This is a genomic window from Methylocystis sp. sgz306128 (assembly GCF_056032725.1).
This window is the reverse complement of record NZ_JBVYWO010000005.1, coordinates 193689-219457: the sequence shown is the minus strand read 5'-3', so window position 1 is coordinate 219457 and position 25769 is coordinate 193689. Positions and strand designations below refer to the sequence as shown.

General features: G+C 61.1%; 23 protein-coding genes. 14 read left to right on the top strand and 9 right to left on the bottom strand.

Annotation, left to right across the window (positions count from 1 at the left end; translation table 11 throughout):
* Positions 1-27: 27 nt before the first annotated feature.
* Positions 28-801, top strand: coding sequence for a class I SAM-dependent methyltransferase (locus AC0N03_RS10660; protein ID WP_474288713.1), 774 nt, complete (start codon positions 28-30; stop codon positions 799-801).
* Here the strand turns inward: AC0N03_RS10660 and putA are convergent.
* Positions 782-3874, bottom strand: coding sequence for a bifunctional proline dehydrogenase/L-glutamate gamma-semialdehyde dehydrogenase PutA (gene putA / locus AC0N03_RS10655; protein ID WP_474288747.1), 3093 nt, complete (start codon positions 3872-3874; stop codon positions 782-784). The genes AC0N03_RS10660 and putA overlap by 20 nt on opposite strands.
* Before the next feature lie 152 nt (positions 3875-4026).
* On the opposite strand from putA, the gene AC0N03_RS10650 reads away from it, so the two are divergent.
* From AC0N03_RS10650 to AC0N03_RS10625, 6 genes are all read left to right on the top strand, one after another.
* On the top strand, positions 4027-4497 hold the full coding sequence (locus AC0N03_RS10650; RefSeq protein WP_474288746.1) for an Lrp/AsnC ligand binding domain-containing protein: 471 nt from the start codon (positions 4027-4029) through the stop codon (positions 4495-4497).
* 135 nt (positions 4498-4632) lie between these two features.
* Entirely contained in the window at positions 4633-4971 is a 339-nt protein-coding gene (gene fdxA, locus AC0N03_RS10645) for a ferredoxin FdxA (protein ID WP_474288712.1), read from the top strand.
* Between the two features lie 535 nt (positions 4972-5506).
* Positions 5507-6229 (top strand): CarD family transcriptional regulator, encoded by a 723-nt coding sequence (locus AC0N03_RS10640; protein ID WP_474288711.1) that lies wholly within the window; start codon positions 5507-5509, stop codon positions 6227-6229.
* Between the two features lie 101 nt (positions 6230-6330).
* Positions 6331-7113: a hydroxyacylglutathione hydrolase gene (gloB, locus tag AC0N03_RS10635; RefSeq protein ID WP_474288710.1), complete on the top strand. Its 783-nt coding sequence runs from the start codon at positions 6331-6333 to the stop codon at positions 7111-7113.
* Between the two features lie 2 nt (positions 7114-7115).
* Positions 7116-7544 (top strand): cupin domain-containing protein, encoded by a 429-nt coding sequence (locus AC0N03_RS10630; RefSeq protein WP_474288709.1) that lies wholly within the window; start codon positions 7116-7118, stop codon positions 7542-7544.
* A gap of 240 nt (positions 7545-7784) precedes the next feature.
* The gene (locus tag AC0N03_RS10625; protein WP_474288708.1) at positions 7785-9515 is read left to right on the top strand and encodes a putative bifunctional diguanylate cyclase/phosphodiesterase; all 1731 of its coding nucleotides are present in this window, start codon (positions 7785-7787) and stop codon (positions 9513-9515) included.
* Here AC0N03_RS10625 and phaR read toward each other — a convergent pair.
* The gene (gene phaR, locus AC0N03_RS10620) at positions 9490-10110 is read right to left on the bottom strand and encodes a polyhydroxyalkanoate synthesis repressor PhaR (RefSeq protein WP_474288707.1); all 621 of its coding nucleotides are present in this window, start codon (positions 10108-10110) and stop codon (positions 9490-9492) included. The two genes, AC0N03_RS10625 and phaR, sit on opposite strands and share 26 nt — an antisense overlap.
* Before the next feature lie 278 nt (positions 10111-10388).
* On the opposite strand from phaR, the gene AC0N03_RS10615 reads away from it, so the two are divergent.
* The 3 genes from AC0N03_RS10615 (at position 10389) to yddG (ending at position 13340) form a co-directional block, all read left to right on the top strand.
* On the top strand, positions 10389-11564 hold the full coding sequence (locus AC0N03_RS10615; protein ID WP_474288706.1) for an acetyl-CoA C-acetyltransferase: 1176 nt from the start codon (positions 10389-10391) through the stop codon (positions 11562-11564).
* Between the two features lie 63 nt (positions 11565-11627).
* Positions 11628-12353 carry an acetoacetyl-CoA reductase gene (gene phbB / locus AC0N03_RS10610; protein ID WP_474288705.1) on the top strand — a complete coding sequence of 242 codons (726 nt, stop codon included), beginning with the start codon at positions 11628-11630 and terminating at the stop codon, positions 12351-12353.
* Positions 12354-12473: 120 nt separating this feature from the next.
* Complete coding sequence (yddG, locus tag AC0N03_RS10605; RefSeq protein WP_474288704.1) at positions 12474-13340, top strand: aromatic amino acid exporter YddG; 867 nt, start codon at positions 12474-12476, stop codon at positions 13338-13340.
* A 63-nt stretch (positions 13341-13403) separates the two neighbouring features.
* On the opposite strand, the gene rpmF is transcribed toward yddG, so the two are convergent.
* The 5 genes from rpmF to AC0N03_RS10580 all read right to left on the bottom strand — a co-directional run bounded on the left by rpmF (position 13404) and on the right by AC0N03_RS10580 (position 17166).
* Complete coding sequence (rpmF, locus tag AC0N03_RS10600) at positions 13404-13592, bottom strand: 50S ribosomal protein L32 (protein ID WP_474288703.1); 189 nt, start codon at positions 13590-13592, stop codon at positions 13404-13406.
* 127 nt (positions 13593-13719) lie between these two features.
* On the bottom strand, positions 13720-14328 hold the full coding sequence (locus tag AC0N03_RS10595) for a glutathione S-transferase (protein WP_474288702.1): 609 nt from the start codon (positions 14326-14328) through the stop codon (positions 13720-13722).
* Positions 14329-14331: 3 nt separating this feature from the next.
* Positions 14332-15399 (bottom strand): nickel/cobalt transporter, encoded by a 1068-nt coding sequence (locus tag AC0N03_RS10590; protein ID WP_474288701.1) that lies wholly within the window; start codon positions 15397-15399, stop codon positions 14332-14334.
* A 23-nt stretch (positions 15400-15422) separates the two neighbouring features.
* A complete protein-coding gene (locus AC0N03_RS10585) occupies positions 15423-16052 on the bottom strand; it encodes a DUF1007 family protein (RefSeq protein WP_474288700.1) in 630 nt (209 codons plus the stop codon).
* Between the two features lie 118 nt (positions 16053-16170).
* The gene (locus AC0N03_RS10580; RefSeq protein ID WP_474288699.1) at positions 16171-17166 is read right to left on the bottom strand and encodes a KpsF/GutQ family sugar-phosphate isomerase; all 996 of its coding nucleotides are present in this window, start codon (positions 17164-17166) and stop codon (positions 16171-16173) included.
* Positions 17167-17297: 131 nt separating this feature from the next.
* Here AC0N03_RS10580 and AC0N03_RS10575 point away from each other — a divergent pair, with 131 nt between their 5' ends.
* From AC0N03_RS10575 to AC0N03_RS10560, 4 genes are all read left to right on the top strand, one after another.
* Positions 17298-18734 carry an outer membrane beta-barrel protein gene (locus tag AC0N03_RS10575; protein WP_474288698.1) on the top strand — a complete coding sequence of 479 codons (1437 nt, stop codon included), beginning with the start codon at positions 17298-17300 and terminating at the stop codon, positions 18732-18734.
* Positions 18735-18812: 78 nt separating this feature from the next.
* Positions 18813-20333 carry a sugar ABC transporter ATP-binding protein gene (locus tag AC0N03_RS10570; RefSeq protein ID WP_474288697.1) on the top strand — a complete coding sequence of 507 codons (1521 nt, stop codon included), beginning with the start codon at positions 18813-18815 and terminating at the stop codon, positions 20331-20333.
* A gap of 252 nt (positions 20334-20585) precedes the next feature.
* Positions 20586-21533: a thioredoxin-disulfide reductase gene (trxB, locus tag AC0N03_RS10565; protein WP_474288695.1), complete on the top strand. Its 948-nt coding sequence runs from the start codon at positions 20586-20588 to the stop codon at positions 21531-21533.
* A gap of 55 nt (positions 21534-21588) precedes the next feature.
* The gene (locus tag AC0N03_RS10560) at positions 21589-22497 is read left to right on the top strand and encodes a LysR family transcriptional regulator (protein ID WP_474288694.1); all 909 of its coding nucleotides are present in this window, start codon (positions 21589-21591) and stop codon (positions 22495-22497) included.
* A gap of 204 nt (positions 22498-22701) precedes the next feature.
* On the opposite strand, the gene mutL is transcribed toward AC0N03_RS10560, so the two are convergent.
* Positions 22702-24495 (bottom strand): DNA mismatch repair endonuclease MutL, encoded by a 1794-nt coding sequence (gene mutL / locus AC0N03_RS10555; RefSeq protein WP_474288693.1) that lies wholly within the window; start codon positions 24493-24495, stop codon positions 22702-22704.
* A complete protein-coding gene (locus tag AC0N03_RS10550; protein ID WP_474288692.1) occupies positions 24495-25766 on the bottom strand; it encodes a M16 family metallopeptidase in 1272 nt (423 codons plus the stop codon). Before AC0N03_RS10550 ends, mutL begins: the two co-directional genes overlap by 1 nt.
* Between the last annotated feature and the right edge of the window lie 3 nt (positions 25767-25769).

Genomic DNA, 25769 nt, shown 5'->3' with positions numbered 1-25769 from the left:
TCGGGCGGAAACTGCCATACTGACGCCATGGCATTTGATATCGTTGATCTGGGCAGCTTCTACGACACAGCCCTTGGACGAAGCGCACGGCTGATTCTTTCAGAAACAATCCAGAGCCGCTGGTCGTCCTGCGTCGGCCTCAGCGTGCTTGGCCTTGGCTATGCGCCGCCCTATCTTGAAGGTCTGCGGCCGCAGGCACTGCGTACGCTCGCCTTCATGTCAGCAGCGCAAGGCGTGGTGAACTGGCCGGAAGGACTTTCCTCGACCGCGCTGGTCGACCCGGATGCCCTGCCCCTGCCTGATTCCTCCATAGACCGCGTGCTGCTCGTGCACAGTCTCGAAATGGCGGATCATCCCGGCAGCCTTCTGGATGAGATCTGGCGCATCCTGACGCCGGGCGGGCGCATGCTCGTCATCGCGCCGAGCCGTTCCGGGCTCTGGGCGCGTTCCGAAGGCACGCCCTTCGGTCAGGGCCAGCCGTTCTCACGCGGCCAGTTGCGCAATCTGCTGCGCGAGGCGCTGTTTTCGCCGGTGCACTGGAGCGAGGCGCTCTACCTGCCGCCGTTCGAGCGGCACATTCTGCTGCGCTCGGCGCGCATGTTCGAGAAGATCGGCCGCAGCCTGTCCCTGCCATTTGCAGGCGTTCATGTGGTTGAGGCCAGCAAGCAGCTTTACCGGCCAATCCTCAACCGCAAGCCGGCGCGCGTGGCGGTGCCCCACCTTGGCACCGCCGCCGTTCCCGGCGCAAAGCTGTCGCGCAGCCGCTTCGTCCAGCCGCCGCTCACTCCGCCAAAGTCATGAGGCAGGCATTGCCGCCCGCCGCCGCCACATTGACCGACACAACCTGTTCGGAGGCAAAGCGCTTCAGATAATTCGGCCCGCCAGCCTTCGGGCCTGTGCCTGAGAGGCCGGAACCGCCGAAAGGCTGGGTGCCGACCACGGCGCCGATCATGTTGCGGTTGACATAAACATTGCCGACGCCAAGCCTTGCCACCACACGCTCGATCGTGGCGTCAATCCGCGAATGCACGCCCAGCGTCAGTCCGTAGCCGGTCGCCTCAATCGCATCGCAGACGGCATCGAGCTGCCCTGCCCTGAACCGCACGACATGCAGGATCGGCCCGAAGATTTCGGCCTTGAGGTCCGAGACGGCCTTCAGCTCGAAAATATGCGGCGCAAGGAATGTGCCGCCTGACGCGGGCGCTTCGCCTATGCGGATTTCCCGCGCCCTTGTGCGGATATCGGCTACATGCGCAGTGAGGCGGTCCAGCGCCGTCTGGTCAATGACCGGCCCGATATGCGTACTGATTTCGCGCGGATCGCCAATCTTCAGTTCGCGGGCCGCGCCCGCGATCATCTCGATCATCTTGTCGGCGACATCCTCCTGCACGCAGAGCAGGCGCAGCGCCGAGCAGCGCTGCCCGGCCGAGCGAAAAGCCGAAAGCACCACATCATCGGCCACCTGCTCCGGCAGAGCCGTGGCATCGACGATCATCGCGTTCATGCCGCCCGTTTCCGCGATCAGCGGTACGATCGGCCCATCCTTTGCCGCCAGCGCGCGGTTGATCGCCCATGCGGTGGCGGTGGAGCCGGTAAACGCCACACCGCCGACATCCTTGTGCGCCACCAATGCGCCGCCGACGCCCCTGCCGCCGACGACAAGCTGCAGCGCGCTGACCGGCACGCCGCTGGCATGCAGCAGTTCGACGGCTTTCATCGCAATCATCGGCGTCTGTTCAGCCGGTTTGGCAACGACGCTGTTGCCGGCAACCAGCGCCGCGCTGACCTGTCCGAGAAAGATCGCCAGCGGGAAATTCCACGGACTTATGCAGACAAAGACACCACGCCCGCGATGAACGAGCCGGTTGGTCTCGCCGGTCGGCCCCGGCATGACTTCGGCCTCGCCAAAGCCCTGACGCGCCTGCGCCGCATAATAGCGGCAGAAATCGACAGCCTCGCGCAATTCGGCCACGGCATCGTCCAGCGTCTTGCCCGCCTCGACCTGAAGCAGTTTCAGAAACAGGCCACGCTGCGCCTCCAGCTGGCTGGCAGCGCGATCCAGCGCGGCGGCGCGGTCTGCCACTGGCGTCGCTGCCCAGGACCTGAACCCCGCTCTGGCCGCGGCCATGGCTGCCGCGACAAGATCGGACTGCGCCTCGCGCACGGAGCCAAAGGCCAGTCCGTCTATGGGCGAGCGCAGGGCGCGCATCTCGCCCCCGGCCTTGCGTCCATCGATAAGGCTGGCTGCGGCATCCGGCACGATAGCGGCATGCACTTCGGCCAGCAGGTCTGCAAGCGCGGCTTCATCGCCAAATTCGACACCGGCCGAATTGCGCCGCGCTGCGCCATAGAGCTGGGCGGGCATCGGAATATGCGCATTGCGCGCCTGAGCCGCCGAACCGACAATGTCCTGCGGACGCTTCAAAAGATCCCGGATCGGTACATTAGGGTCTGCCGCAACCGAGACAAAACTGGAATTGGCGCCATTTTCAAGCAAGCGGCGCACCAGATAGGCCAGCAGATCCTCATGCTCGCCGACCGGCGCATAGGTGCGGCAGGCAATACCGGGATGTGAAGCCAACAATGCACGATACAGATCCTCGCCCATGCCATGCAGGCGCTGGAACTCGAAACCTTCCGGCCCGCCCGCCATTTCCAGAATCGTGGCGACGGACAGCGCGTTATGCGTGGCAAACTGCGGATAGATGCGCGGGCGGGCCAGCAGCATCTTGCGCGCGCAGACAAGATAGTTGAGATCGGTCATCGCCTTGCGGGAAAAAACCGGATAATCGGCAAGGCCGCGCTCCTGCGCCCGCTTGATTTCCGTGTCCCAATAAGCGCCCTTCACCAGACGCACCATGAATTTGCGGTCAAGTTCGGCTGCCAGCGCGGAAATGAAGTCGATCACATGGGTTGCGCGCTTCTGGTAGGCCTGTATGGCAAGGCCAAAGCCGTCCCATCCTGCGAGGCGCTCATCGCGCGCCACGGCGGCGATGACATCGAGGGAAAGTTCGAGCCGGTCGGCTTCCTCGGCATCAATGGTGAAATTGAGATCATGCGATTTGGCCAGAGCCGCAAGCTCGATGACCAGCGGCACGAGTTCCGCCATCACGCGCTCCCGGCTCACCGCTTCATAGCGCGGATGCAGCGCCGAGAGCTTCACCGAAATGCCGGGACGATCCGGCAGCGGCCTGTTGCCGGCACTCGCGCCGATAGCCTCAATCGCCTTTGCATAAGATTCGTAATAGCGGCGGGCATCGGCGGCGGTGCGCGCGCCCTCGCCCAGCATATCGAACGAGTAGCGGTAGAGCTTGCCCTCCTTCGAGGCTGCCCGCTTAAGTGCCTCGCCGATATTCTGGCCAAGGACGAAATGCGACCCCATGAGGCGCATCGCCTGCCGCGTAGCCGCGCGCACGGCGGGCAGTCCGAGGCGCTTGGCAAGGCCGCCCAGAATGCCCTCCGGCGTCTCGCCCGGCTGGATCACACGCGCCGTCAGGCCCAGAGCCCAGCTCGAAGCCGTCACCAGCATTGCGTCGGAGCGCGCCTCGTGCTGGCTCCAGTCCGCCTGCGAAAGCTTGTCCTCGATGAGCTGATCTGCCGTTCCGCCATCCGGCACCCGCAGCAGGGCCTCGGCCAGCACCATCAGCGCCAGCCCCTCCTTGGTGGAGAGAGAATATTCGCGCAGAAAATCCTCGATGCCGCCAAGCCCGCTTTTCGGGGCGCGGATCGCCTCGATCAGCCGCGTGGCTTCTGCATCGATCCGTGCTTCGATCGCAGCCGGAAACTGCACTTGCGACATCAGGGCCGCCGCGATAACCTCATCCGCAGGGGCATATTCCGCCCGGAACCGGATGATTTGTCCGTTTGAGCCCATCTGTGCCATCGACCGCCCCTCCATTGTGAATTTATGCACAATATTCGAATTTTTATAGACGAACCATAGGAAGATTATGCTATAAGATAGTGGGTTTCACTAAAATAGGAGAATTTTTAGTGTCGGTCACTAATCAACAATCGCAAGCGCCAATGCCGGTCGCGCAGGATCTGGATCGTCTGGACCGAAAGATTCTGAGTGTTCTTCAGATCGACGGCCGCATCGCCACGGTCGAACTGGCCGACCGCGTCGGCCTCTCGCCCACAGCGACGACGGAACGCGTGAAACGCCTGACGCGGGAGGGCTACATTACGGGTTACGGCGCCAAGCTCGACCCGATCAAGCTTGGCCTTTCGCTGCTCGTCTTCATTGAACTGACGCTGGATCGCACCACATCCGACGTTTTCGAGCGTTTTGATGCCGCCGTGCGCCGCGCACCCGAAGTTCTCGAATGCCATCTTGTCGCCGGCGGCTTCGATTATCTCATCAAGACGCGCGTGCCGGACATGGCTCATTACCGCCGCTTTCTCGGCGAAGTGATTCTGACTTTGCCGGGTGTGCGCGCCACACATACCTACGCCGTCATGGAGGAAATCAAGAACGGCGGAGCCTTGCCTCTGTAGCAAAGCGCCTTTTTGGCATGAAAAGCGCTGCCTGCGACAACCAAGTTCTTGCATATCGGCTTTAAAGCCTTTAGCACACCGCTGTTAAAGCAGCTTGCCCCTCAACCTTGCATTGATCGGGCGAAGGAGACCGTTATGACCTATGTCGTCCTCGATAATTGCATCAAGTGCAAATATATGGATTGCGTCGAGGTGTGCCCGGTGGATTGTTTTTACGAAGGTGAAAACATGCTGGTCATCCACCCGGATGAATGCATCGATTGCGGCGTGTGCGAGCCTGAATGCCCGGCGGAAGCCATCAAACCGGATACCGAGCCGGGGCTCGATTCCTGGCTCAAGCTGAACGCGGATTATGCAAAGGTCTGGCCGAATATCACCGTCAAGCGCGATCCGCCTGCCGATGCAAAGGAATTTGACGGCAAGCCCGGCAAGCTCGAGGCCTATTTCTCGCCCGAGCCCGGAAAAGGCGACTGAACATGCTGATGCCGCGGCTGGTTAACCATGCCGCGGACGCATGGCAGCTGGACTGTGCCATTTGACTGCTTTCCTTTGATTTTTTCATAAAACTGTGTTAAACGTTTCTCTGCGTCAACTTTCAGCAGACATGCGTTTGCGAAAATGATCCCAGCCTGAAGTGATTTTTGCTTTCTCATGCGATTTTTAAGCATCTTGAGGGAGCAAGATTTTTTGACGGTCATCAGGCGGTTCATTGGCTCGGCATGACGTGAATATGTGACCCGGACTTGGCAAGTTGCGGCTTCTTTTCACAGAGGCGCGCGCGGCAGGTTCTTTTTGGCGACCGGAATGCTGGGCATTCTCGGATTTATGGGTGCCTGAAAAGGCATGAGAGAGAATGACAAGATCAAGGTGTCGCCCAGACTGGTAATTGATTTTCATTTTCGCCCGATTTGGGACGCGCGCGTGTCGCGGCCGCAAATGGCGAGTGCTCAGATATTGGCCTTCTAGAATAATGGACGGGACAATCGTGACAGGAAAGACTTCTGCAACCATGGCAACAACAACACAAAAGCCCAAGCTCGCCGCAGGCTCCAGCGCTCCGGCCGGTTCGCCGCAGCTCACCTCGTCCCGGGCTGCGCCAGCCGCAGCACCGGCCGCAAAATCTCCGGCAAAGCCCGCCAGCCAGCGCGCAGGTTTCAAGGTCAATGAATTCGTTGTTTATCCGGCCCATGGCGTCGGTCAGATTGTCGCAATCGAAGAACAGGAAGTGGCCGGCTTCAAGCTTGAGCTTTTCGTCATCACCTTCGCCAAGGACAAGATGACGCTCAAGGTGCCCACCCCCAAGGTCGCCAGCGTCGGCATGCGCAAGCTGGCCGAGGCCGATGTCGTCAAGCGCGCCATGAACACGCTGTCGGGCCGCGCCCGCGTCAAGCGCACCATGTGGTCGCGCCGCGCGCAGGAATATGAAGCCAAGATCAATTCAGGCGATCTCGTGGCCATCGCTGAGGTGGTGCGCGATCTTTACCGCAGCGATGTGCAGCCGGAGCAATCCTATTCCGAGCGCCAGCTCTACGAAGCCGCGCTCGACCGCATGGCCCGCGAGATTGCCGCCGTACAGAAACTGCTCGATCTCGAAGCCAGCAAGCTGATCGAAACCCAGTTGCAGAAAGGCCCGCGCCGCCCGTCCAAGGCCGAGGCGGAGCTTGATGCGGACAGCGATCTCGAACTCGATGCTGACAGCGAGAGCGATCCGGACATGATCGAAGCCGCCTGAGCGCGGCCCGACATCGGAATGTTTAATCAAAATGCCGCTGCATGATCCATGCGGCGGCATTATTTTCATGAGCTGCATTTTCAGCCAGATACGGGATAGCCATGACACTTCATGTTTTTCAGTTCAATTGCCTGAGCGACAATTTCGGCGTCCTGCTGCATGACGCTGTCAGCAACACCACCATCAGCATAGACGCCCCGGAGGCCGATGCCATAGAGGCCGCACTGAAGCAAAAGGGCTGGAGCCTCGACGCCATCTGGCTGACCCACCATCATGCCGACCATGTGCAGGGCGTTGCGCCCTTGCGCCAGAGCCGCCCCGGCCTGAAAGTGGCGGCACCCGCCGCTGAGGCTGAACGCATTGCCGCGGTGACGGGGCCGATCGACATCCGTCTGAAGGAAGGCGACGACATCCGGATCGGTCAGAGCATGGCGCGGATCATCGAAACGCCGGGACATACCGCCGGACATATCTGCTATCATTTTGAAGAGGAAAACCTTCTTTTTGCCGGCGATACGCTGTTTGCCATGGGGTGCGGGCGCGTGTTCGAGACGCCTATGGCGGTGATGTGGAACTCGCTGATGAAACTGGCCGCCCTGCCGGGAGAAACGCAGGTCTATTGCGGCCACGAATATACGCTGGGCAATGCAAAATTCGCGGTTGGAATAGAGCCGGGAAACAGCCAGTTGAAAGCCCGCTTTGCCGAGGTCGAGGATATGCGCCAGGAGGGCAAAGCCACATTGCCCACCACCATCGCTCTTGAACTGGTCACAAATCCGTTCCTGCGCGCCGACGAACCAGCCGTTCAGGCAGCGGTCAATATGGCCGGGTCCGACCCTGCCGCCGTCTTCGCGGAATTGCGCGAACGCAAGAACCGCGGCTGACCATGACGCGGGAGCTCACAGCGGAAGAAATCATCGCCTGCCTGCGGCTTGAGCCTCACCCCGAGGGCGGCTATTACCGTCAGACGTTTTGCGACAGCTCCGGCCCGCAGGGCGTACGCCCTGCATCCACGCTTATCTATTTCCTGCTGCGCGCGGGGCAGATTTCCGCCTGGCACCGCATAGACTCGGCGGAAGTCTGGCACTATTACGCCGGGGCGCCGCTGCTTCTTTCCGTCGCCGACAATAGCCAGACGGTCTCGCACAGACTTGGCGCCAATCTGCCCGAAGGCGAGCGCCCGCAAGCTGTTGTCCCGCCAATGGCCTGGCAGTCGGCACGCACGCTTGGCGCATGGACGCTGGTTGGCTGTACGGTCGCGCCGGGGTTTTCATTTGCCCATTTCGAACTTGCCCCCGCCGGCTGGACGCCGTGAAACCGTGACGTACAGGTAAGCAACAGAGTATTAACAGCTATTCTGATAATAATATTGCAGACACAACGCACATATACGGCGTATAATGCAATTCAGGATAGTATCGTGAGCTTGAAAACAACAGATATACGTTCAAGACCCATCCTAAAGAAAAGCATAAGCGAGGTTATTGCCGGTCGCAGCCAGCCTGAATATGGGCAATCAGCAAAAATTTTAACGAGCATAGACATAAAGGATATGATGAACCCGCAGCCGGCCGATCCGGACAAGCGGTTCAGTCCGCCGGATGGTCACGCAATACTTCAGGCGATCAGAGGCGCGTCATATGCTTGGAACATCACCACAGACGCGCTGAACTGGTCGGACAATATCGCCGAAATTGTGCCGCAGGCGGCCCGCACATCGACAGGGCTGGATTTTGCCGCCCTGCTGCGCCCCGACAATAAATCCTCCCGCTATGACATAATTTTCTCATCAACCCGGCAGGATCTTGGCAAGGGTGTCGATTTCCAGACGCATTATGCCATTATGGGAGAGGATGGGCGCACGATCTGGGTCGAGGATATCGGAATCTGGTTCGCAGGGCCGGATGGCAAGCCGGGGCTGGCGCGCGGCGTCATCCGTGAAGTAACCGAATCCTACCAGAAACATCTTCTCAGCCTGCAGGAATCGCAGCTTGACCTGCTCACAGGCACGTACAGCCGCAATTTCATGTTCAAGCACCTTGAAACCACGCTTGCGAGCAGCCTGCGCGAGCAGAAGCCCGTTTCGGTGCTTCTCGCCGCCATCGACAATCTCGCGGTCATAAACCGCGCCTATGGCTATGGCATCGGCGAGGAAGTCATTACCGGCACGGCACGGCAACTGAAGACGACGATGCGCGATTCGGATCTGATTGCCCGCTACACCGGCAACAAATTCGGTTTCGTCCTCGAAAACTGCGACAGCGAACAGATGATCATCGCCGCTCATCGCTTTCTCGACGCGCTGAATCACCAGCCGGTGAGCACTTCGGCTGGGCCGGTCCAAACATGTCTTCGTATCGGCGGCGCGGTTGCGCCGCGCAACGGACGCAACGCTCGCGCCATTCTGCAAAATGCCGAGGAAGCGCTCGAATTCACCCGCGCCAATATCAGCCAGAAATTCAAGGCCTATTCGGAAAGTCTGGTGCGGCAGGAATCCCGCCTGCTCATGGCACAGATCACCCGGGACATCAGCCACGCCATAGAGCACAATCAGGTCAGGCTGGCGTTTCAGCCGGTGGTTCATGCCGCAACCGGAAAAATCGCCTTTTTCGAGGCGCTCGTGCGCATCCAGCGACCCGACGGCCAGATCATGCTGCCGGAGAAATTCCTGCCGCTCGCCGAACAGGTGGGGCTGATCCAGACTTTGGATCAGGCAATTCTCGAACTGGCCGTCGAACACCTGAAGCGCAATCCCGGCACGCGCCTCGCCTTCAACATCTCAGCCGCCACCGCCCACGATCCGGCATGGCCGCTGCGTCTCAAATCGGCGCTTGCCGATACACCGCATCTTGCCAGGCAATTGATCGTGGAAATTACCGAGACCCTCGCCATCGGCAATCTTGAATCCACCCAGCGCGCCATCGAGGAAATGAAATCCATCGGCGTCAGCGTCGCCATGGACGATTTTGGCTCAGGCCACACATCGTTCCGCGGGCTGCGGCACCTGAATTTCGATTTCATCAAGATCGACGGCGCATTTGTCAAAAACATGCTGCAATCCGCAGACGACCGCACCTTCGTCCATGCTCTCGTCGATCTGACAAAATATCTCGGCGTGCCCATCGTGGCCGAATGGGTCGAGGATGAAGAAACCGCCCGCCTTCTGGCGGGCTGGGGGGTGCATTACCTGCAAGGTTATTATTTCGGCAGGGCCACCTCGCCTGAAACCGGCACGGACCTTGCGGCGCGCCAGATACCGGCTATTTCGTCAGGCGTTCAAGCTTAGCCGCCATTTCGGCCATCTGCGCCTTGAGCTGGCTGAGTTCGTCGGCGCCGCCTGCGGCCTGCGGCTGTTCGGGAGAACTCGCCTGAGCCGGAGGCTGGCCATTTGCGACAAGGCTGCCGAACGGATTGAACATATTCAGCGCCTGCGAGAACATGGCCATGTTTTTACGCGCCATTTCATCAATGGGGCCAAAAGCCTCCGGCGTCATGGCTTTGACTCCGAAATTGGGCACGCCAAATGTCTGGCTCATCTGATCCCGGAACTTCTGCTGCTCGCTGGCCAGACGCCCGAGAGAGAACTCGAGGTAGCTCGGCACCAGCATCTGCATGGAATCGCCATAGAAACGTATGAGCTGGCGCAGGAATGTCACTGGCAGCATGCTCTGGCCGTCCTTGGCTTCCTGTTCGAAAATGATCTGCGCCAGAACGGAGCGCGTGATATCCTCTCCGGTCTTGGCATCGAAAACCTGAAAATCCTCGCCCACCTTGACCATCTGCGCCAGATCCTCAAGCGTGACATAGGCGCTGGTTCCGGTGTTATACAGACGCCGGTTGGCATATTTCTTTATTGTGATGGGGGGCTTCTCGGTTGTCATCGCCTGATCCTTACGCAAAACGTGCATCCATTTCTATATAATTGACGCACTGCGTCAACATATGCCTTTTGCGACGCAAAATCACATTGCCACGGGAGACGGTGTTTCAACTCTGCGACGAAGGTGCAATCCACATTTTGAACTATTGCCCCCTTTGGTAGTCTTGACCACGACACGATCGACAGCCAATGTGACGAGCAGGGCAATCGACCGTTTAAACCCGCCGTCCCGTCGGATCTGATGCCGGTTGGCCCCCGGCGAACATTCAGGAGAGACTGATGTCCAAGGAAATAGTTATTGTTGGCGCTGCCCGTACCGCCGTAGGTTCGTTCAACGGCGCTTTCGCCAATACGCCCGCCCATGATCTGGGCGCTGCAGCCATCACTGCCGCACTGGCCCGCGCCAAAATCGAGGCCGGCGAGGTCGATGAAGTGATCATGGGACAGATCCTCTCGGCCGGACAAGGCCAGAACCCGGCGCGTCAGGCCGCCATGAAGGCTGGAGTACCGCAGGAAAAAACCGCTTTCGGCATCAACCAGTTGTGCGGCTCGGGCCTGCGCGCCGTGGCGCTGGGCATGCAGCAGATCGCCAATGGCGATGCCGATATCGTGGTCGCAGGCGGCATCGAATCCATGTCCATGTCGCAGCATTCGGCGCATTTGCGCAATGGCACCAAGATGGGCGACCTCAAATTCGTCGACACCATGCTGCGTGACGGCCTGTTCGATGCCTTCCATGGTTATCACATGGGCACGACTGCCGAGAACGTGGCGGCAAAATGGCAGATCAGCCGCGACGAGCAGGACCGTTTCGCCACCGCTTCGCAGAACAAGGCGGAAGCCGCCCAGAAGGCCGGAAAGTTCCGGGACGAGATCGTGCCCTTCACCGTGTCGAGCCGTAAGGGCGACATTATCGTCGATCAGGATGAGTTCATCCGCCCCGGCACCACGCTCGAAGCACTGGCCAAGCTCCGGCCTGCATTCTCCAAGGACGGCACGGTGACGGCCGGCAATGCCTCCGGCATCAACGACGGCGCGGCCGCGCTGGTTGTCATGACCGCCGAACAGGCCAGAAAGCGCGGCCTCACGCCGCTGGCACGCATTGTCTCATGGGCGACGGCGGGCGTTGATCCGGCAGTCATGGGCTCCGGCCCGATCCCGGCCTCGCGCCGGGCGCTGGAAAAGTCCGGCTGGAAGGTCAAGGATCTCGACCTCGTCGAAGCCAACGAGGCCTTTGCCGCGCAGGCTATCGCCGTGAACAAGGACATGGGCTGGGATCCGGCCATCGTCAATGTCAATGGCGGCGCCATAGCCATCGGCCACCCGATCGGCGCCTCGGGCGCGCGCATTCTGGTGACCTTGCTGCATGAAATGCAGCGCCGCGACGCCAAGAAGGCGCTCGCCACCTTGTGCATCGGCGGCGGCATGGGCATCGCCCTTACGGTTGAACGCTAAAAAATCCACGAAGGGGCGCGCGGCAGCAGACCGCGCCCCCAAGGAAGCCATAAGGAGCTTAAAATGAGCCGAGTTGCAATTGTTACCGGGGGTACGCGCGGTATTGGCGCAGCCATTTCCAAGGCCCTGAAAGCGGCAGGCTACAAAGTCGCCGCCACCTATCATGGCAATGATGAGGCCGCAGCCGCCTTCAAGGCGGAAACCGGCGTACAGGTCTATAAATGGGACGTCTCGAACTATGAGGCCTGCGCTGCCGGTCTGGCGCAGGTTGAAAAGGACCTCGGCCCGATCGATGTGCTTGTCAACAATGCCGGGATCACCAAGGACGGCATGTTCCACAAAATGACGCCTGAGCAATGGTATGCGGTGATCAACACCAATCTCAATTCTCTGTTCAACATGACCCGCCCGGTCTGGGAAGGCATGCGCGCCCGCAAATTTGGCCGCGTGATCTGCATATCCTCGATCAACGGACAGAAGGGCCAGATGGGACAGGTGAATTATTCCGCGGCCAAGGCGGGCGACATCGGCTTCGTCAAGGCGCTGGCTCAGGAAGGCGCGCGCGCCGGCATCACTGTCAATGCCATCTGTCCGGGCTATATTGCTACGGATATGGTGAAGGCCATCGATCCGGCCGTGATTGAAAAGGCCATCCTGCCCCATATTCCGGTGGGCCGCCTCGGCGAGCCGGAAGAGATCGCCCGCTGCGTGGTGTTCCTTGCCTCCGATGACGCAGGCTTCATCACCGGCTCAACCCTCTCGGCCAACGGCGGCCAGCTGATGAGCTGAATCTGACCGGGGGATTTTTCAGCGCGTCCGCTTTCCCCCTCGTCCCGGGCTTGCCGAAGGATGAAGGGGAGAGCGGCGCTTGCGCGGCGCGGGTGAGCAGCAAAACAAAGCTATAATATCATGAGTCTCACCGCGCCCACCCTCATCGGCTGCATCGCCATTCTGCTCTGGTCTTGTCTGGCGCTGTTCACAGCCGCCACGGGCGCCATCCCGCCGTTTGAACTGGCCGCCATGACCTTCGCCATTTCCGGCCTCGCGGGGCTGGCGCTCGCGCTGTTGCGCGGCGAACTGGCTGCGCTCCGCCAGCCGCCGAAGGTCTGGGCAATCGGCATTTTCGGACTCTTCGGCTATCATGCGCTGTATTTTTCGGCCCTGCGTCTGGCGCCGCCCGCCGAAGCCGGGCTGATTGCCTATCTGTGGCCGCTGCTGATCGTGCTCTTCTCGGCTCTGCTGCCCGGCGAGAGGTTGCGCACGAAACATGTCGCCGGAGCATTTCTGGGCCTTATCGGCGTTTTCGTGCTGATGACGGGCGCCCAACTTGCGCGAGGCGAGGGCTTTGCACTGAAAACACGCTATCTGCCCGGATATGGCCTTGCGCTGGCCTGCGCCTTTGTCTGGTCCAGCTATTCGGTATTGTCGCGGACGCTCCGGGGCGTGCCAAGCATGGCGGTCACGGGCTTTTGCCTGGCCACCGCGCTTCTTGCCGCTCTGTGCCACGGCCTGTTCGAGACGAGCGTCTGGCCGCAAAGCCTGTCGCAGGCCCTCGCCATTGCCGCGCTTGGACTGGGGCCGGTCGGGCTGGCATTTTTCACGTGGGATTATGGCGTCAAAAACGGCGATATCCGCTTTCTTGGCGTGGCGTCCTATGCCGCGCCCGTGCTTTCAACGCTCATTCTGGTGCTCACGGGCTATGCCAGCGCCAGCTGGGCGCTTGGCTTTGCCTGTCTGGCGATTGTCGGCGGCGCGCTTGTCGCCACGCGCGCCTGAGACTGCCCGACCAAACAAAAAGGCCGGCAATGCGCCGGCCTTGAAGTACAGAACTCACCCGATTTAAGCTTCGGTGGTCTTGACCTTGAGCACCTGACGGCCACGATACATGCCGGTCTTCAGGTCGACGTGATGCGGACGGCGCAATTCGCCGGAGTCCTTGTCCTCAACATAGGTCGGGGCCTTCAGCGCATCAGCCGAGCGGCGCATGCCGCGACGCGAAGGGGATGTCTTTCGCTTTGGAACTGCCATAATAATCTCCATGCGGCCGACGACGAAGGTCAGCCAAATTGAGCCGTGTGCCTACACCTTTTTCACGGCCTTGACTAGAGGCAAGGCGCTATTTTGCCAATAAAAAACGCAGCGCATCAAAAGCGGCTCACTCCAGCGGCGTGGCCATAAACTCGGGCAGCGCCTCGGCACGGGCCGAGAATGCCTCAAGATGCGGATATTGCCCGGCACGGACAACATCCTTGAGCGCGAAGTCCTGAAACTTCCATGCGGTGGCAATGCTGATGTCGGCCTGACTTATGCGCTCGCCAAACAACCAGGGCGCGGCCCGGGCAACTTCCGGCTCAAGCAGCGCGAAGGCGTCATGCATCTGCCGGGTGACGCGCTCCAGCCAGGGCTGGTAGCGGAACTCCTCAGGCCTCTTGCACTCATATTGAAACTGGACGGCCTTCTCAGCGGCCACAAGGCCCAGACCGACAAGCCGCAATGCGTGCTGGCGCGCCGGCCCTGCTGGCATCAGCCCCCTGCCGGGCGCAACCACATTCCAGATGTAATCCAGTATCAGCGACGAATCCGACAGAACCTCGCCATCGTCGCATATGAGGCTCGGCGCCTTGAGCAGCGGATTGATCCGCGCGAATTCATCCATCTGCCGAAACACCGAAATGGAACGATGTTCAAAAGCGATGCGGTTGATCTTCAGTTCAATGGCCACGCGGCGCACAAACGGAGAATCCAGCATCCCGACAAGTATCATTGCCTAAATCTCCGACATGAGACCGAAAAAAAGACCGAGACCAACCACAAGAACAAAGACCGCAGCCAGACATTCAAGGCCGCGGACAACAAATTCCGTGCGCGCATTGTCATATCCGGCCAGACGCACAGCGATTGTCTTGCCGAGCACGGCTACAGCCGCCAGAGAGCCTGTTGTTATGGCCGTGCCGAGCGACATGGCCAGCGTCGCCAGTATTCCGGCCCAGAATATGCCCTGCGCCAGTGCAAAGACGAGCACGAGTATAGCCCCGGAACATGGCCGGGAACCAGCAGCAAGCACAGTCATAATCGCGCTTTTCCACGAAAAGCCTGCGCCCAGCGTCCGGGGTGAGGGCGCGTGATAATGGCCGCAATGTTCGTCGTGCACATGGCCAGATTCAAGGCCATGGTCGTCGTGGCTGTGATCGTCATGGCTGTGATCGCCATGGCGGTGATCATCATGACCATGCGCATGATGATCGTGAGCGGCGTGGGCGTGACCATGGCCGTGATTATGGCCGTGCCCATGCGCGTGGGCGCCGCTGCGCGAGAAGAGTGCCAGAAAGGCCCGCCCCTTGCGCAGCGTCAGCCAGCCGCCAAGCAGCGCGATCAGGGCGAAGCTCGCCAGTTCCACCTCATGCGCCGCGCCCTTCATGGTCTGGGCCGTCACATGCAGCACCAGCGCCAGCACGCCGACCAGCGCGATGGCGACAAAGCCCTGCAGCACGGCAGCGATGAGCGAGAGCACAAGGCCACGGCGCAACGCCTGTTCATTGGCAATCATATAAGAAGCGAGCACAGCCTTGCCGTGGCCCGGACCTGCCGCATGAAACACGCCATAGACAAAGCTCAGAAGCGCCAGCGTCAGCCCTGCGGAAGGACTGGAGACGACGGCATGTATGCCCCGGATGAGGCCTTGCTCGAAATAAAGCTGCTGCTCGATGATCCAGCGAAAAAAACCATTGGACGGCGCGCCGCCCTCGCTGATGCCGACACTGAACGGATTTCCGGCCCATGCGGCGGAAGGCAGAAATATCAGGGCCGAGGCAATCTTCAACGGATGTTTCTGCATTCAGGCCTCATGGATAGGATGGGTCATGGGCAGGCGATGATCATGCGCGTGGCCAGTTTCATGCCGAAATTGGCCCCCGGCGACAGATTGGCGAAAAAGGCTTCCGACAATTGCCTGGTTTCGTCCGAGGACAAGGGCTTAGGCTTGATGGCGCTGTTGGAGCAGCCTGCCGGGGCGTGATCGAACGTCACCGGATTATCCTTGGCAAAATCAAACTCAACATAAAATTCCGGGTCATAAACCTGCAGCGTCAGCGCCGGGCGCGGTGCGACAGGCGCAGCCAGAGGCAGATCGAAGGTCATGGTCACCGTCTTGTCGGCGCCGACATCGAGCCGCGGATTTTGCGGCGTGCCGAATTCAACCTTCTTGCCGTTAAGCATAACCACGGTGAAATAATGGTAATCGGCCAGCGCGGAAAGATCGCTCTGCGCCAGCGGCGCGAGCTGTTCGGCTGTCGGCGGCTTGCCTGCCGTGCCCAGCCCCTGAATTTTGAAGGCGGAATACATTTCATCGAAGGTCCAGACATGGCGCAGACCCGTGACCGCACCCTGCGGATCGAACAGCACCTCGGTATGCACCTTGACCCAGACATGCGGATGCGCCAGCGCCGCCGGAGCGCACAGGCACAAGATTACCGCACAAAAAAACCGCAAGAACCGCTCCATGGCCCGCACCCCGCCCCCGATGACTTTCAGGATCAATTGCGACAAAGAGAAGGCGCGAATGACGATGAAGTCAAATGACGCGCGCCAGATTCAGGCCGCATTGGAACTACGCTACGCCCTGACGCAGCAGGTCATGCATGTGAACCACGCCGACGGGCCGGTTTTGGGCATCGACAACCGCCAGAACGGAAACCTTGCGGCTTTCCAGCATCTGCAGCGCCTCCGCCGCCAGCATATCGCCGGTTACGGTCAATGGCCGGCCGCTCATCAGCGCATCGACCGGCGTTGTCAGCAGGTCGGCGCGGTTGACATTGCGGCGCAGGTCGCCATCGGTGACAATGCCGCGCAGAGTACCCGCAGCATCGGAGATCAGCACACAGCCCAGCCGCTTCTGCGTCATGCGCACCACGGCGTCCGCCATGCTCGCGCCGACCTGCATGAGCGGCATGTCCTCGCCCTTATGCATGATGTCGCGCACCAGCACCAATTGCGCGCCAAGCTTGCCGCCGGGGTGAAACACCTTGAAATCCCGCGCCGTGAACCCGCGCGCGCGCAACAGGGCAACGGCCAGCGCATCGCCGATCACAAGTTGCATGGTTGTCGAGGTGGTGGGCGCAAGACCGTTCGGACAGGCCTCCTCCGCGCGCGGCAGCACCAGCGGAATGTCCGCCTCGCGCGCCAGCGTCCCCTCCGGCCGCGAGGTGAAGGCGATCAGCAAAATCTTGAACCTGCGCGAAAATGTAATGATATCGGCCAGTTCCGCTGTCTCGCCTGACCAGGACAACGCCAGAATCGCGTCGCCTTCCTGAATCATGCCCATGTCGCCGTGGCTGGCTTCGGCCGGATGGACAAAAAACGCCGGCGTGCCGGTGGAGGCGAAGGTTGCGGCCAGCTTGCGGCCGATATGACCGGATTTGCCCATGCCGGTGACGATCACCCGGCCCTTGAGCGCAGCCAGCGCGGCCACCGCCTTGCTGAAGCTGTCGGCAAGACGCGGATCGGATGTGCTGGCCAGCGCCGCCTCCATCGCTTCGATGCCGGCGCGCTCGGTGCGCAAGGAGTGGAGTGCCGAAAGGACGGCTGTGTGATTCTGCTCGGTCATGCGCAGCTTCTAGCATTGTTCGGAGCGGATTTCGACTCTCCCTTCAACCGGGCAGATAACCAAGCATTAACCATAAATATTTAAACATGGAACCGGATTACTTTCGATACCGGCTGGATAGACAGGCAAACGTGCGCCGTTCCTTGCAAAGGCCCCACTTCCTGATGCTCTGCCTCGGTGCGGTATTGCCGCTTCACGTCTGCACGCCTGCCCTTGCGCAGATGAATGCGGATGGCCTGCGCCCCGCTCTTGATGAGAACGGCGATGCGGGATATCCGGGTTCCGCCGCCACATCGGCAACAGTTCCGCCATCGCCCGGTCTGCCCGGCATGATCGATCCCGCCCACCGGCAGTTGCCCGACGTCGGATCGGGAACGCAGCAGGCGGCGCTGCGGGCAGCGGCGCGCGCCGCCAGCCACAAGCCGCCGCCCGATGCCTATGCACCGACCGGCATCGCCATTGGTGCCCTGCGGCTCTTTCCCTATTCCGAAAGCGCTGTCGGCTATGAGTCCAATCCGGCCCGCCAGCCCGAGGGCAAGGGCCGGGCCTTCCTGCGTCAGGAAATTGGCGGAACGCTGAGCGCCACAACCGCCATCAACGACTTTTCCGGCACATTGAAGGCCGGCTATACCGACTATCCCGGAGCCTCCGCCCTTAATAACCCGGATTTCAATATCGCGCTGCGCGATACGATAAATCTGTCGCACAGCACCGGCATCAATCTCGAAGCCTATGCGAAATATGACCGGCGGCGCTACGACCAGACTGAAAATTCCGCTTCGCCGGTTTTGCGCCCCTCAGGCGTCTATGAATACGGAGCCGCTGCGGGCATAACCGAACATCTGGGCGCAACAGTGCTTTCGCTACGCGGCGCGGTGGATCGCACAACCTTCGAGGCCGCGCCCCTCGCCGACGGCACCAGCCTGGCGCTGGAGCAGAGCAATTTCAGCCAGTATGAACTGCGCAGCCGTGCCGGAGTGGAGATCACGCCGGAAATCATGCCGTTCGTCGAGGCCGGCATTGACACCCGTGTTTACGATCACGGGCTCGATGTCTCGGGCTATGCCCGTTCTTCATCGGGTGAGCGGGTGGTGCTGGGCACAAGCTACCGCATCACCAGCCTCATCAATGCGGAGATCGATGCCGGCGTGCAGCACCGGGACTATCGCGACGCCCGCCTGCCCGACATTACCCGCCCCGTTGCCGAAGCCAAACTGGTCTGGGACGTCACGCCCCTGACCAAAATCCGGCTCAACGGCAGCACCAGCGTTGATGAAACCAGTCTGGCCGACGCGTCGGCTCTCATTGATTCGCGGCTTTCGGGCGGCATCGAACATGCGCTGCTGCGCAACCTCACTCTCACGGCTAATGCCGCCTACCAATTTAATCATTACACCTGCCAGTGTCAGGATGACCGGATCTGGATCGGCCAGCTTGGGGCCAATTATGCGCTCAGCCGCGAATTGGTGCTCAAGGGCAGCTACACCTACACCAACCAGACCAGCACCAACCCGGCCGCGCGCTATCACGACAACCTGTTCATGCTCGCGCTGCGTATCCAGCGATGAAGGCGGCGACGCAGCCATTGCCTGAAAGGCGGCTTTGCGCCTATGATATCGATAACAAGATATCGGGGAGACGAGACGATGAGCGAGGCTGGCGGCGCGCGGACCGATGATGTGGTGATTTGCTTCGACCGCATCGTCAAGAGCTTTGGCGGCACACAGGCGCTCAAGGGTGTCAGCCTCAACCTGCATCGCGGCGAAATTCTCGCGCTGCTTGGCGAGAATGGCGCGGGAAAATCCACGCTGATCAAGACATTGGCGGGCATTCACCAGCCTGACTCGGGCAATATTCTCTATCACGGCGCCCCGTTTCAATATCGTGCACCGCGTTTCGGCCAGCCCCAGCCGGTGACCTTCATACATCAGGACCTCGGTCTTATCGAATGGATGAGCATTGCCGAGAATATGGCGCTCGCCATCGGCTTTCCGGCGCGCGGCGCGCTCATCGACTGGAAATCAGCCAAGGCCAATGCAGCGCGGGCGCTGGCGCAGATCGGCTGCGACATTGATCCCGACACGCGGGTACAGGATCTCTCGCGCACCGAGAAGTCGCTCGTCGCCATTGCCCGCGCGCTGGCGGTGGAGGCAGACGTCATCGTGCTGGACGAGCCCAGCGCTTCATTGCCCGCCGACGAGGTGCACCGCATGTTCGATGCACTGCGACCGCTCAAAGCGCGCGGCGTCGCGATGATCTATGTGTCGCATCGGCTCGACGAGGTTTTTGAGATAGCGGACCGCGTCGCCGTGCTGCGCGACGGCGCGCTGGTGGGCGAAAGCGCTGTCAGGGAAACGACACCCGAAGCGCTCGTCACACTGATCGTCGGCAAGGCGCTGGAGCGCTATGCCGGCAAGCCGCGCCAGCCGGGCAAAGCCTTGCTTCAGGCGCGCGACCTGACAACCGAAGGCGCAAGGCCTGTCAGTTTCACGGTTCATCATGGCGAGATCGTCGGCCTCGTCGGCCTGCGCGGCGCAGGGCAGGAGAGAGTCGGGCGCGCGCTTTTCGGCCTTGCCCCATTTCACGGTGAAGTGGAACTGGCAGGAACCCGGCCAGATCTGTCCTCGCCACGCAGCGCCATGAAGGCCGGCATCGGCCTCATCGCCCGCGAGCGCGTGGAGGAATCTACCGCGCAGGGGCTTAATATCCGCGAGAACACCTTTCTCAACCCTGCTGCCTTCGGCCGTTCCTTCCTGAAATGGCGCGGCGCATCGAACGAGAGACAGGCGGCAGGCGCCATCGGCGAACGGGTCGGCCTGAAGCCAAACGCGCCGGAATTGCCTATCGAGGCTTTGTCGGGCGGCAATCAGCAGAAGGTGGTTGTCGGCCGCTGGCTTGAGATCGGCGGAAAACTGCTTATTGCCGAAGACCCGACCGCCGGCGTCGATGTGGGCGCCAAGGCCGAGATTTACCGCCTGCTGGACGGCGCGCTCGACAGCGGCCTCGGAATCATCGTGGTGTCGACCGATTTTGAAGAGGTCTCGCGCCTGTGCCACCGCGCACTTGTCTTCTCACATGGCGCCATCGTCGCCGAGCTGAAGGGCGCCGATCTCACCATCGAAAATCTCATCACCAGAGCCTCGATTGAAACGGCCTCAGCCGCCTGACCGGAAAAATCGATAAAATTGATAGGCAATTCACAATGATTCGCCCGCGCCGCCTTGCAGCGCGGGAAACGCGTTCCTATAACAGCTGCTCGGGTATTTCAGGTTTGAACCGATCCGTTGCGGGCATTTCCTGCCGCTGATCCAGCCCGCAGAGCTGCATCCGGCCCGAGCCGGAGTTTATTCACGCTGGTTCGGCACAAATCTGAAAAGCTGCAGGTGCCGCGCTGTCCGCGGTTGTTGTTCGAGGTTTTCATGGCCAGTTCCATTCATGCAAAAGTTCTTATCGTCGGTTCCGGCCCCGCCGGCTACACGGCCGCCATTTATGCCGCCCGGGCCATGCTGGAGCCGGTCATGGTCGCGGGTTTCGAGCCCGGCGGCCAGCTGATGATCACCACCGACGTTGAGAATTACCCCGGATTCAAGGACCCGATTCAGGGCCCATGGCTGATGGAACAGATGAAAGCCCAGGCCGAGCATGTCGGCACGCGCATGATCTCCGATCATATCGTCAGCGCCGATCTCTCGCGCCGCCCCTTCACCCTGACCGGCGATAATGGCACCGTCTACACCTGCGACGCGCTGATCATCGCCACCGGCGCCAAGGCCAAATGGCTCGACATGCCGTCCGAGGAAAAATTCAAGGGCTATGGCGTGTCCGCCTGCGCCACCTGCGACGGCTTCTTTTATCGCGGCAAAGATGTGCTTGTGGTCGGCGGCGGCAATTCCGCGGTCGAAGAAGCGCTCTATCTGAGCCATCTTGCCCGAAAGGTGACGCTGATCCACCGCCGGGACGCCTTCAAGGCCGAGAAAATCCTGCAGGACCGGTTGTTCAGAACGCCAAATGTCGAAGTGGTGTGGAATACGGCGCTTGAGGAGGTCTGCGGTGTGCATGATCCGCTTGGCGTGACCCACGTCCGCCTCAAGAACCTGCAGAGCGGCGCCACCAGCGAGCTGAAGGTCGACGGCGTATTCGTCGCCATCGGCCATGCGCCGGCCTCGGAACTGTTTGCCGGGCAGATCGATCTCAAGCCGAATGGCTATATCCGCACCGCGCCCGATTCCACCGCCACCAACCTGCCCGGCGTTTTCGCTGCAGGGGATGTTGCCGACGATATCTACCGTCAGGCCGTGACGGCAGCCGGCATGGGCTGTATGGCGGCGCTGGAAGCCGAGCGCTTCCTGGCCGCGCAAAAAGCCTAGAACCATAGACTTTTGTCGCAAACAATGATTTGCTGATGCAAAAGGGCGGAACGTAATGGCGGGCGAGCGGACATTTGACTGGGACAAGCTGCGGATATTTCAGGCCGCAGCCGATGCCGGCTCCTTCACTCATGCCGGAGAATCGCTCGGCCTCAGCCAGTCAGCGGTGAGCCGTCAGGTCAGCGCGCTTGAACACGAACTTCAGGTGCCGCTGTTTCACCGCCATGCGCGCGGCCTCATCCTGACGGAACAGGGCGAACTGCTTTCGCGCACCGTGAAAGACGTGGTGCAGCAGCTGGACAGCGCGCGCATCCGCCTCAACGACAGCCGCGCCAAGCCGCACGGAGACCTGCGGGTCACCACCACGCTCGGCATCGGCAACAACTGGTTGACGCCGCGCGTCGGCGAGTTTCTTGAACTCTATCCCGATATACGGCTGCATCTCATCTTTGCCGACGACGAGCTCGATCTCTCGATGCGCGAGGCCGATGTCGCGCTGCGCATGCGCGCGCCAACACAGACCGATCTCATCCAGCGCAAGCTGTTCACCATGCATTTTCACGCCTATGCCTCGACGGACTACCTGAAGAAGCATGACCAGCCGCGCTCGATTGCCGACCTCGAAAAGCACCGGATCATCAGCTTCAACACGATGGACGCGGTGTTTCTGAACAACATCAACTCGCTGCTTTATGTCGGACGCGACCACCGCAATCCGCGCCAGCCCGCGATGACGGTCAACAGCATCACCGCCATCCGCTTCGCTGTCGAAAAAGGCATCGGCATCGCAGTGCTCCCGGATTACATCATCCCGCCTGATTCAGGGCTCGTGCGCCTGCTGCCGCAAACCGACATGCCGGAGCTGGATTGCTATCTGGTCTATCCGGAAGAGATGAAAAACGTGGCCCGTGTGCAGGTTTTTCGTGATTTTCTGGTGTCGAAAGCCCAGCGCTGGCATTACTGAACGTCTGCAACGCCGTTTGGTTTGCGCTATACGCATGTCTGCACTGACATTTCAGCGATTGTGTAACAGCTTCCCTCAGACGATACTCCGCCCGAATTTAATTCATCGGCCGCTCCTCCCAGAGTTTTATGCTGCATTGAATTATCTGCGGGTTCCCCTCACCGCAGGTCGGGCTGGACATTTATGTCCAGCCCTTTTTTTTGCTCAGGAGCGCCCGAACAGCCGCTCGATATCGGCGAGCTTCAGTTCGACATAGGTGGGGCGGCCATGGTTGCACTGCCCTGACCCGGGGGTGCGCTCCATTTCGCGCAGCAGCGCGCTCATTTCCTCGGGCCGCATCCGCCGCCCCGCCCGCACGGAATGATGGCAGGCCATGGTTGCCAGCACGTGGTCAAGCCGCCTTTCCAGCTTCAGGGCGCCATCCTCGCCCAGTGTCTGCGCCAGATCGCGGATAAGCGGCTCCAGCGCGCCATTGGCGATCTGTGCCGGCACCTCGCTCACCGCTATCGCGCCGGGCCCGAAGGCCTCGACGACAAGCCCCAGCCCGGCCAGCATCTGCGCGTGATCCATCAGAAGCTGCGCTTCATCGACCGGCATATCGACGATCACCGGAATGAGCAGAATCTGCCGCGCTATTGCGCCGCTGGCCCGCTCGGCCTTCAGCCGTTCATAAACCAGCCGCTCATGGGCGGCATGCTGATCGATAATGACAATGCCGTCCCGCGTCTGGGCAATGAGATAGGTGTCGTGCACCTGCGCCTTGGGCGCACCCAGCGGCAGCATCTCCTGCTCCGGCTGGTGCTGGTCGGCGCGCATGTCGCTGGACGGCACATGCAGGAACCCGGCCTGCGGCGGCGCCTCGAAGCCGCGATCAAGCCCCGGCGGCGCGGCGGGCGAGGCGCGCCAGTCCCAGTCCAGCGGCCGTGCGGGTGTGAAACCCGGCGCACGGACTGAGCGCGACATCACCTCAAGCGTCCGGCTGCCGCCCGTGCTGCTGGCCCGGTGCAATGCGCCGGCAAGCGCCTCGCGCAGCGCGCCGATGATCAGGCCGCGCACCATGCCGCCATCGCGAAAGCGCACTTCCGCCTTGGCCGGATGCACGTTGACATCGACGAAATGCGGCGCGCACTGCAGAAACAACACCAGAGACGGGTGCCTGTCGGAGGGCAGATAATCGGCATAGGCCGCACGCACAGCGCCGTTGAGCAATTTATCGCGCACGGGCCGCCCATTGACGAAAAGATATTGCGCCTGCGCATTGGCGCGGTGAAACGTCGGCAGGCCGGCAAAGCCGGTCAGGCTCAGGTCGTCGCGCGCGGCATCGACCGCCAGCGCATTATCCCGGAACTCAGGGCCGAGAATCTGGCCAAGACGCTGGATCAGCCCCTGTTCGCCGCCGCATGGCGCATAGGTGAATCCCGAGAACCCGTCTCCGCCAAGCGCGAAGCGCACATCGAGATGCGCCATGGCGAGCCGCTTGAGCACATCGACAGCGGCAAGGCTCTCGGCCCGTTCGCTTTTGAGAAACTTGCGCCGCGCAGGCACGGCAGCAAAAAGCGCACGCACCTCGATACGCGTGCCAAATGTGCCGGAAGCCGGACGCACCTCGCTTCTGGCGCCCATATCGACCCGGATGGCAAAACCCATGTCACCGCTCTTCGGTCGCGTGACAATATCAAGCTGCGCGACTGAGCCGATGGACGGCAGCGCCTCGCCGCGAAATCCGAGCGTGACGATATTACTCAGATCGGCATCAGGGATTTTCGAGGTCGCATGACGCTCAACAGCGAGAGCGAGATCCTCGGCATCCATGCCCTTGCCGTCGTCGACAACGCGGATCAGATCCAGCCCGCCGCCCGCCAGCGTCACATCGATCGAGCGTGCGCCGGCATCGAGCGCATTTTCGACAAGCTCCTTGACGACAGAGGCGGGCCGCTCCACCACTTCGCCGGCGGCGATACGGTCAATAAGGACAGGATCGAGCCGCCGAACCCGCATCAGGCCCCTTCCGGCTTGCCGACAATGGCAACCAGCAGTTTCTTGTCGGCAAAGAGCCGGCGCGCAACCCGCCGCGCCTGATCCAGATCGATCGCTTCAATCATGGCGTTGCGCTCATCGAGATAGGCCGGGGTAAAATGCTCGACCTGAAGATGCGTCAGCTGGCTGGCGATCTTGGTCGATGTGTCGAAGCGCAGCGCATATGAGCCGGTGAGATATTTGCGGGCAGCGACCAGTTCTTCCTCGGTCGGGCCTTCCGCTGCCATTTTGGCGATTTCCTCTTCAATAACGGCAAGGCTCTCGAAGGCGCGCTCGTTCTTGGTGGAGGTGCTGCCCATGAACAGCGCCGAATGGTCGAATGTCGCGAGGCTGGAATGCACCGAATAGGCAAGGCCGCGCTTTTCCCGCACTTCCTTGAACAGGCGCGCCGAAAAGCTGCCGCCGCCAAAAATGTGGTTGACGACAAAGCCGGCCATATAGTCCGGATCATGGCGGGCAATGCCCGGCAGTCCGAACTGGATCGTCGCCTGCGGAATATCGAGATCAATGATCTTGCGCTGGCCAAGATTCTGAATATCGATCGCGGGGACGGCGCGCCTTGCGCCAGCAAGGGGCCATGCCCCGAACACCCGGTCGAGATGCCCGCTCAATGTTCCGGCATCGATGGCGCCGACAACCGCGATATAGAGTTCGTCGCGCGCAAAACAGCTCTGGCGCAGAGCCACGAGATCGGCGCGCGCCAGTCCGGCCACGGATTCGAGCGTGCCATGCGTCGAACGGCTGTAGGCATGGCCGGGAAAGGCCAGCTGCCGCCAGGTTTCGCTTGCCATTTCATGCGGATCATGCGCATCGCGCTTGATTCCGGCGAGAATTTGCGCACGCACCCGCTCAACCGGCTCCTCGTCGAGACGCGCCTCATTCAGCGCCAGAGCCAGAAGCTCGAAGGCCGGGCCGATATGCTTCTTGAGCGAGCGCATACGTCCGGAAAAATGATCGTAATCCGCGCCAAAGGACATTTCTATGGCGTAATTATCGAGTTCTTCGTGAAAAGCTTCTGAATCATAAGGGCCAGCCCCCTCATCCAGAAGCCCGGCCAGCATGGTGGCGGCGCCTGCCTTGCCCTCGGGGTCCTGCCCCGCGCCGCCGGTTACGGCGAATTCCATGGCAATCAGCGGAACCGCGTAATCCTCCACCAGCCAGAATTTTATCCCCCCCGGCGTAACGCCCTGCTGGACAGATCCGCTGCGAGACTTTCTTTGCGTTTCACCCATTCC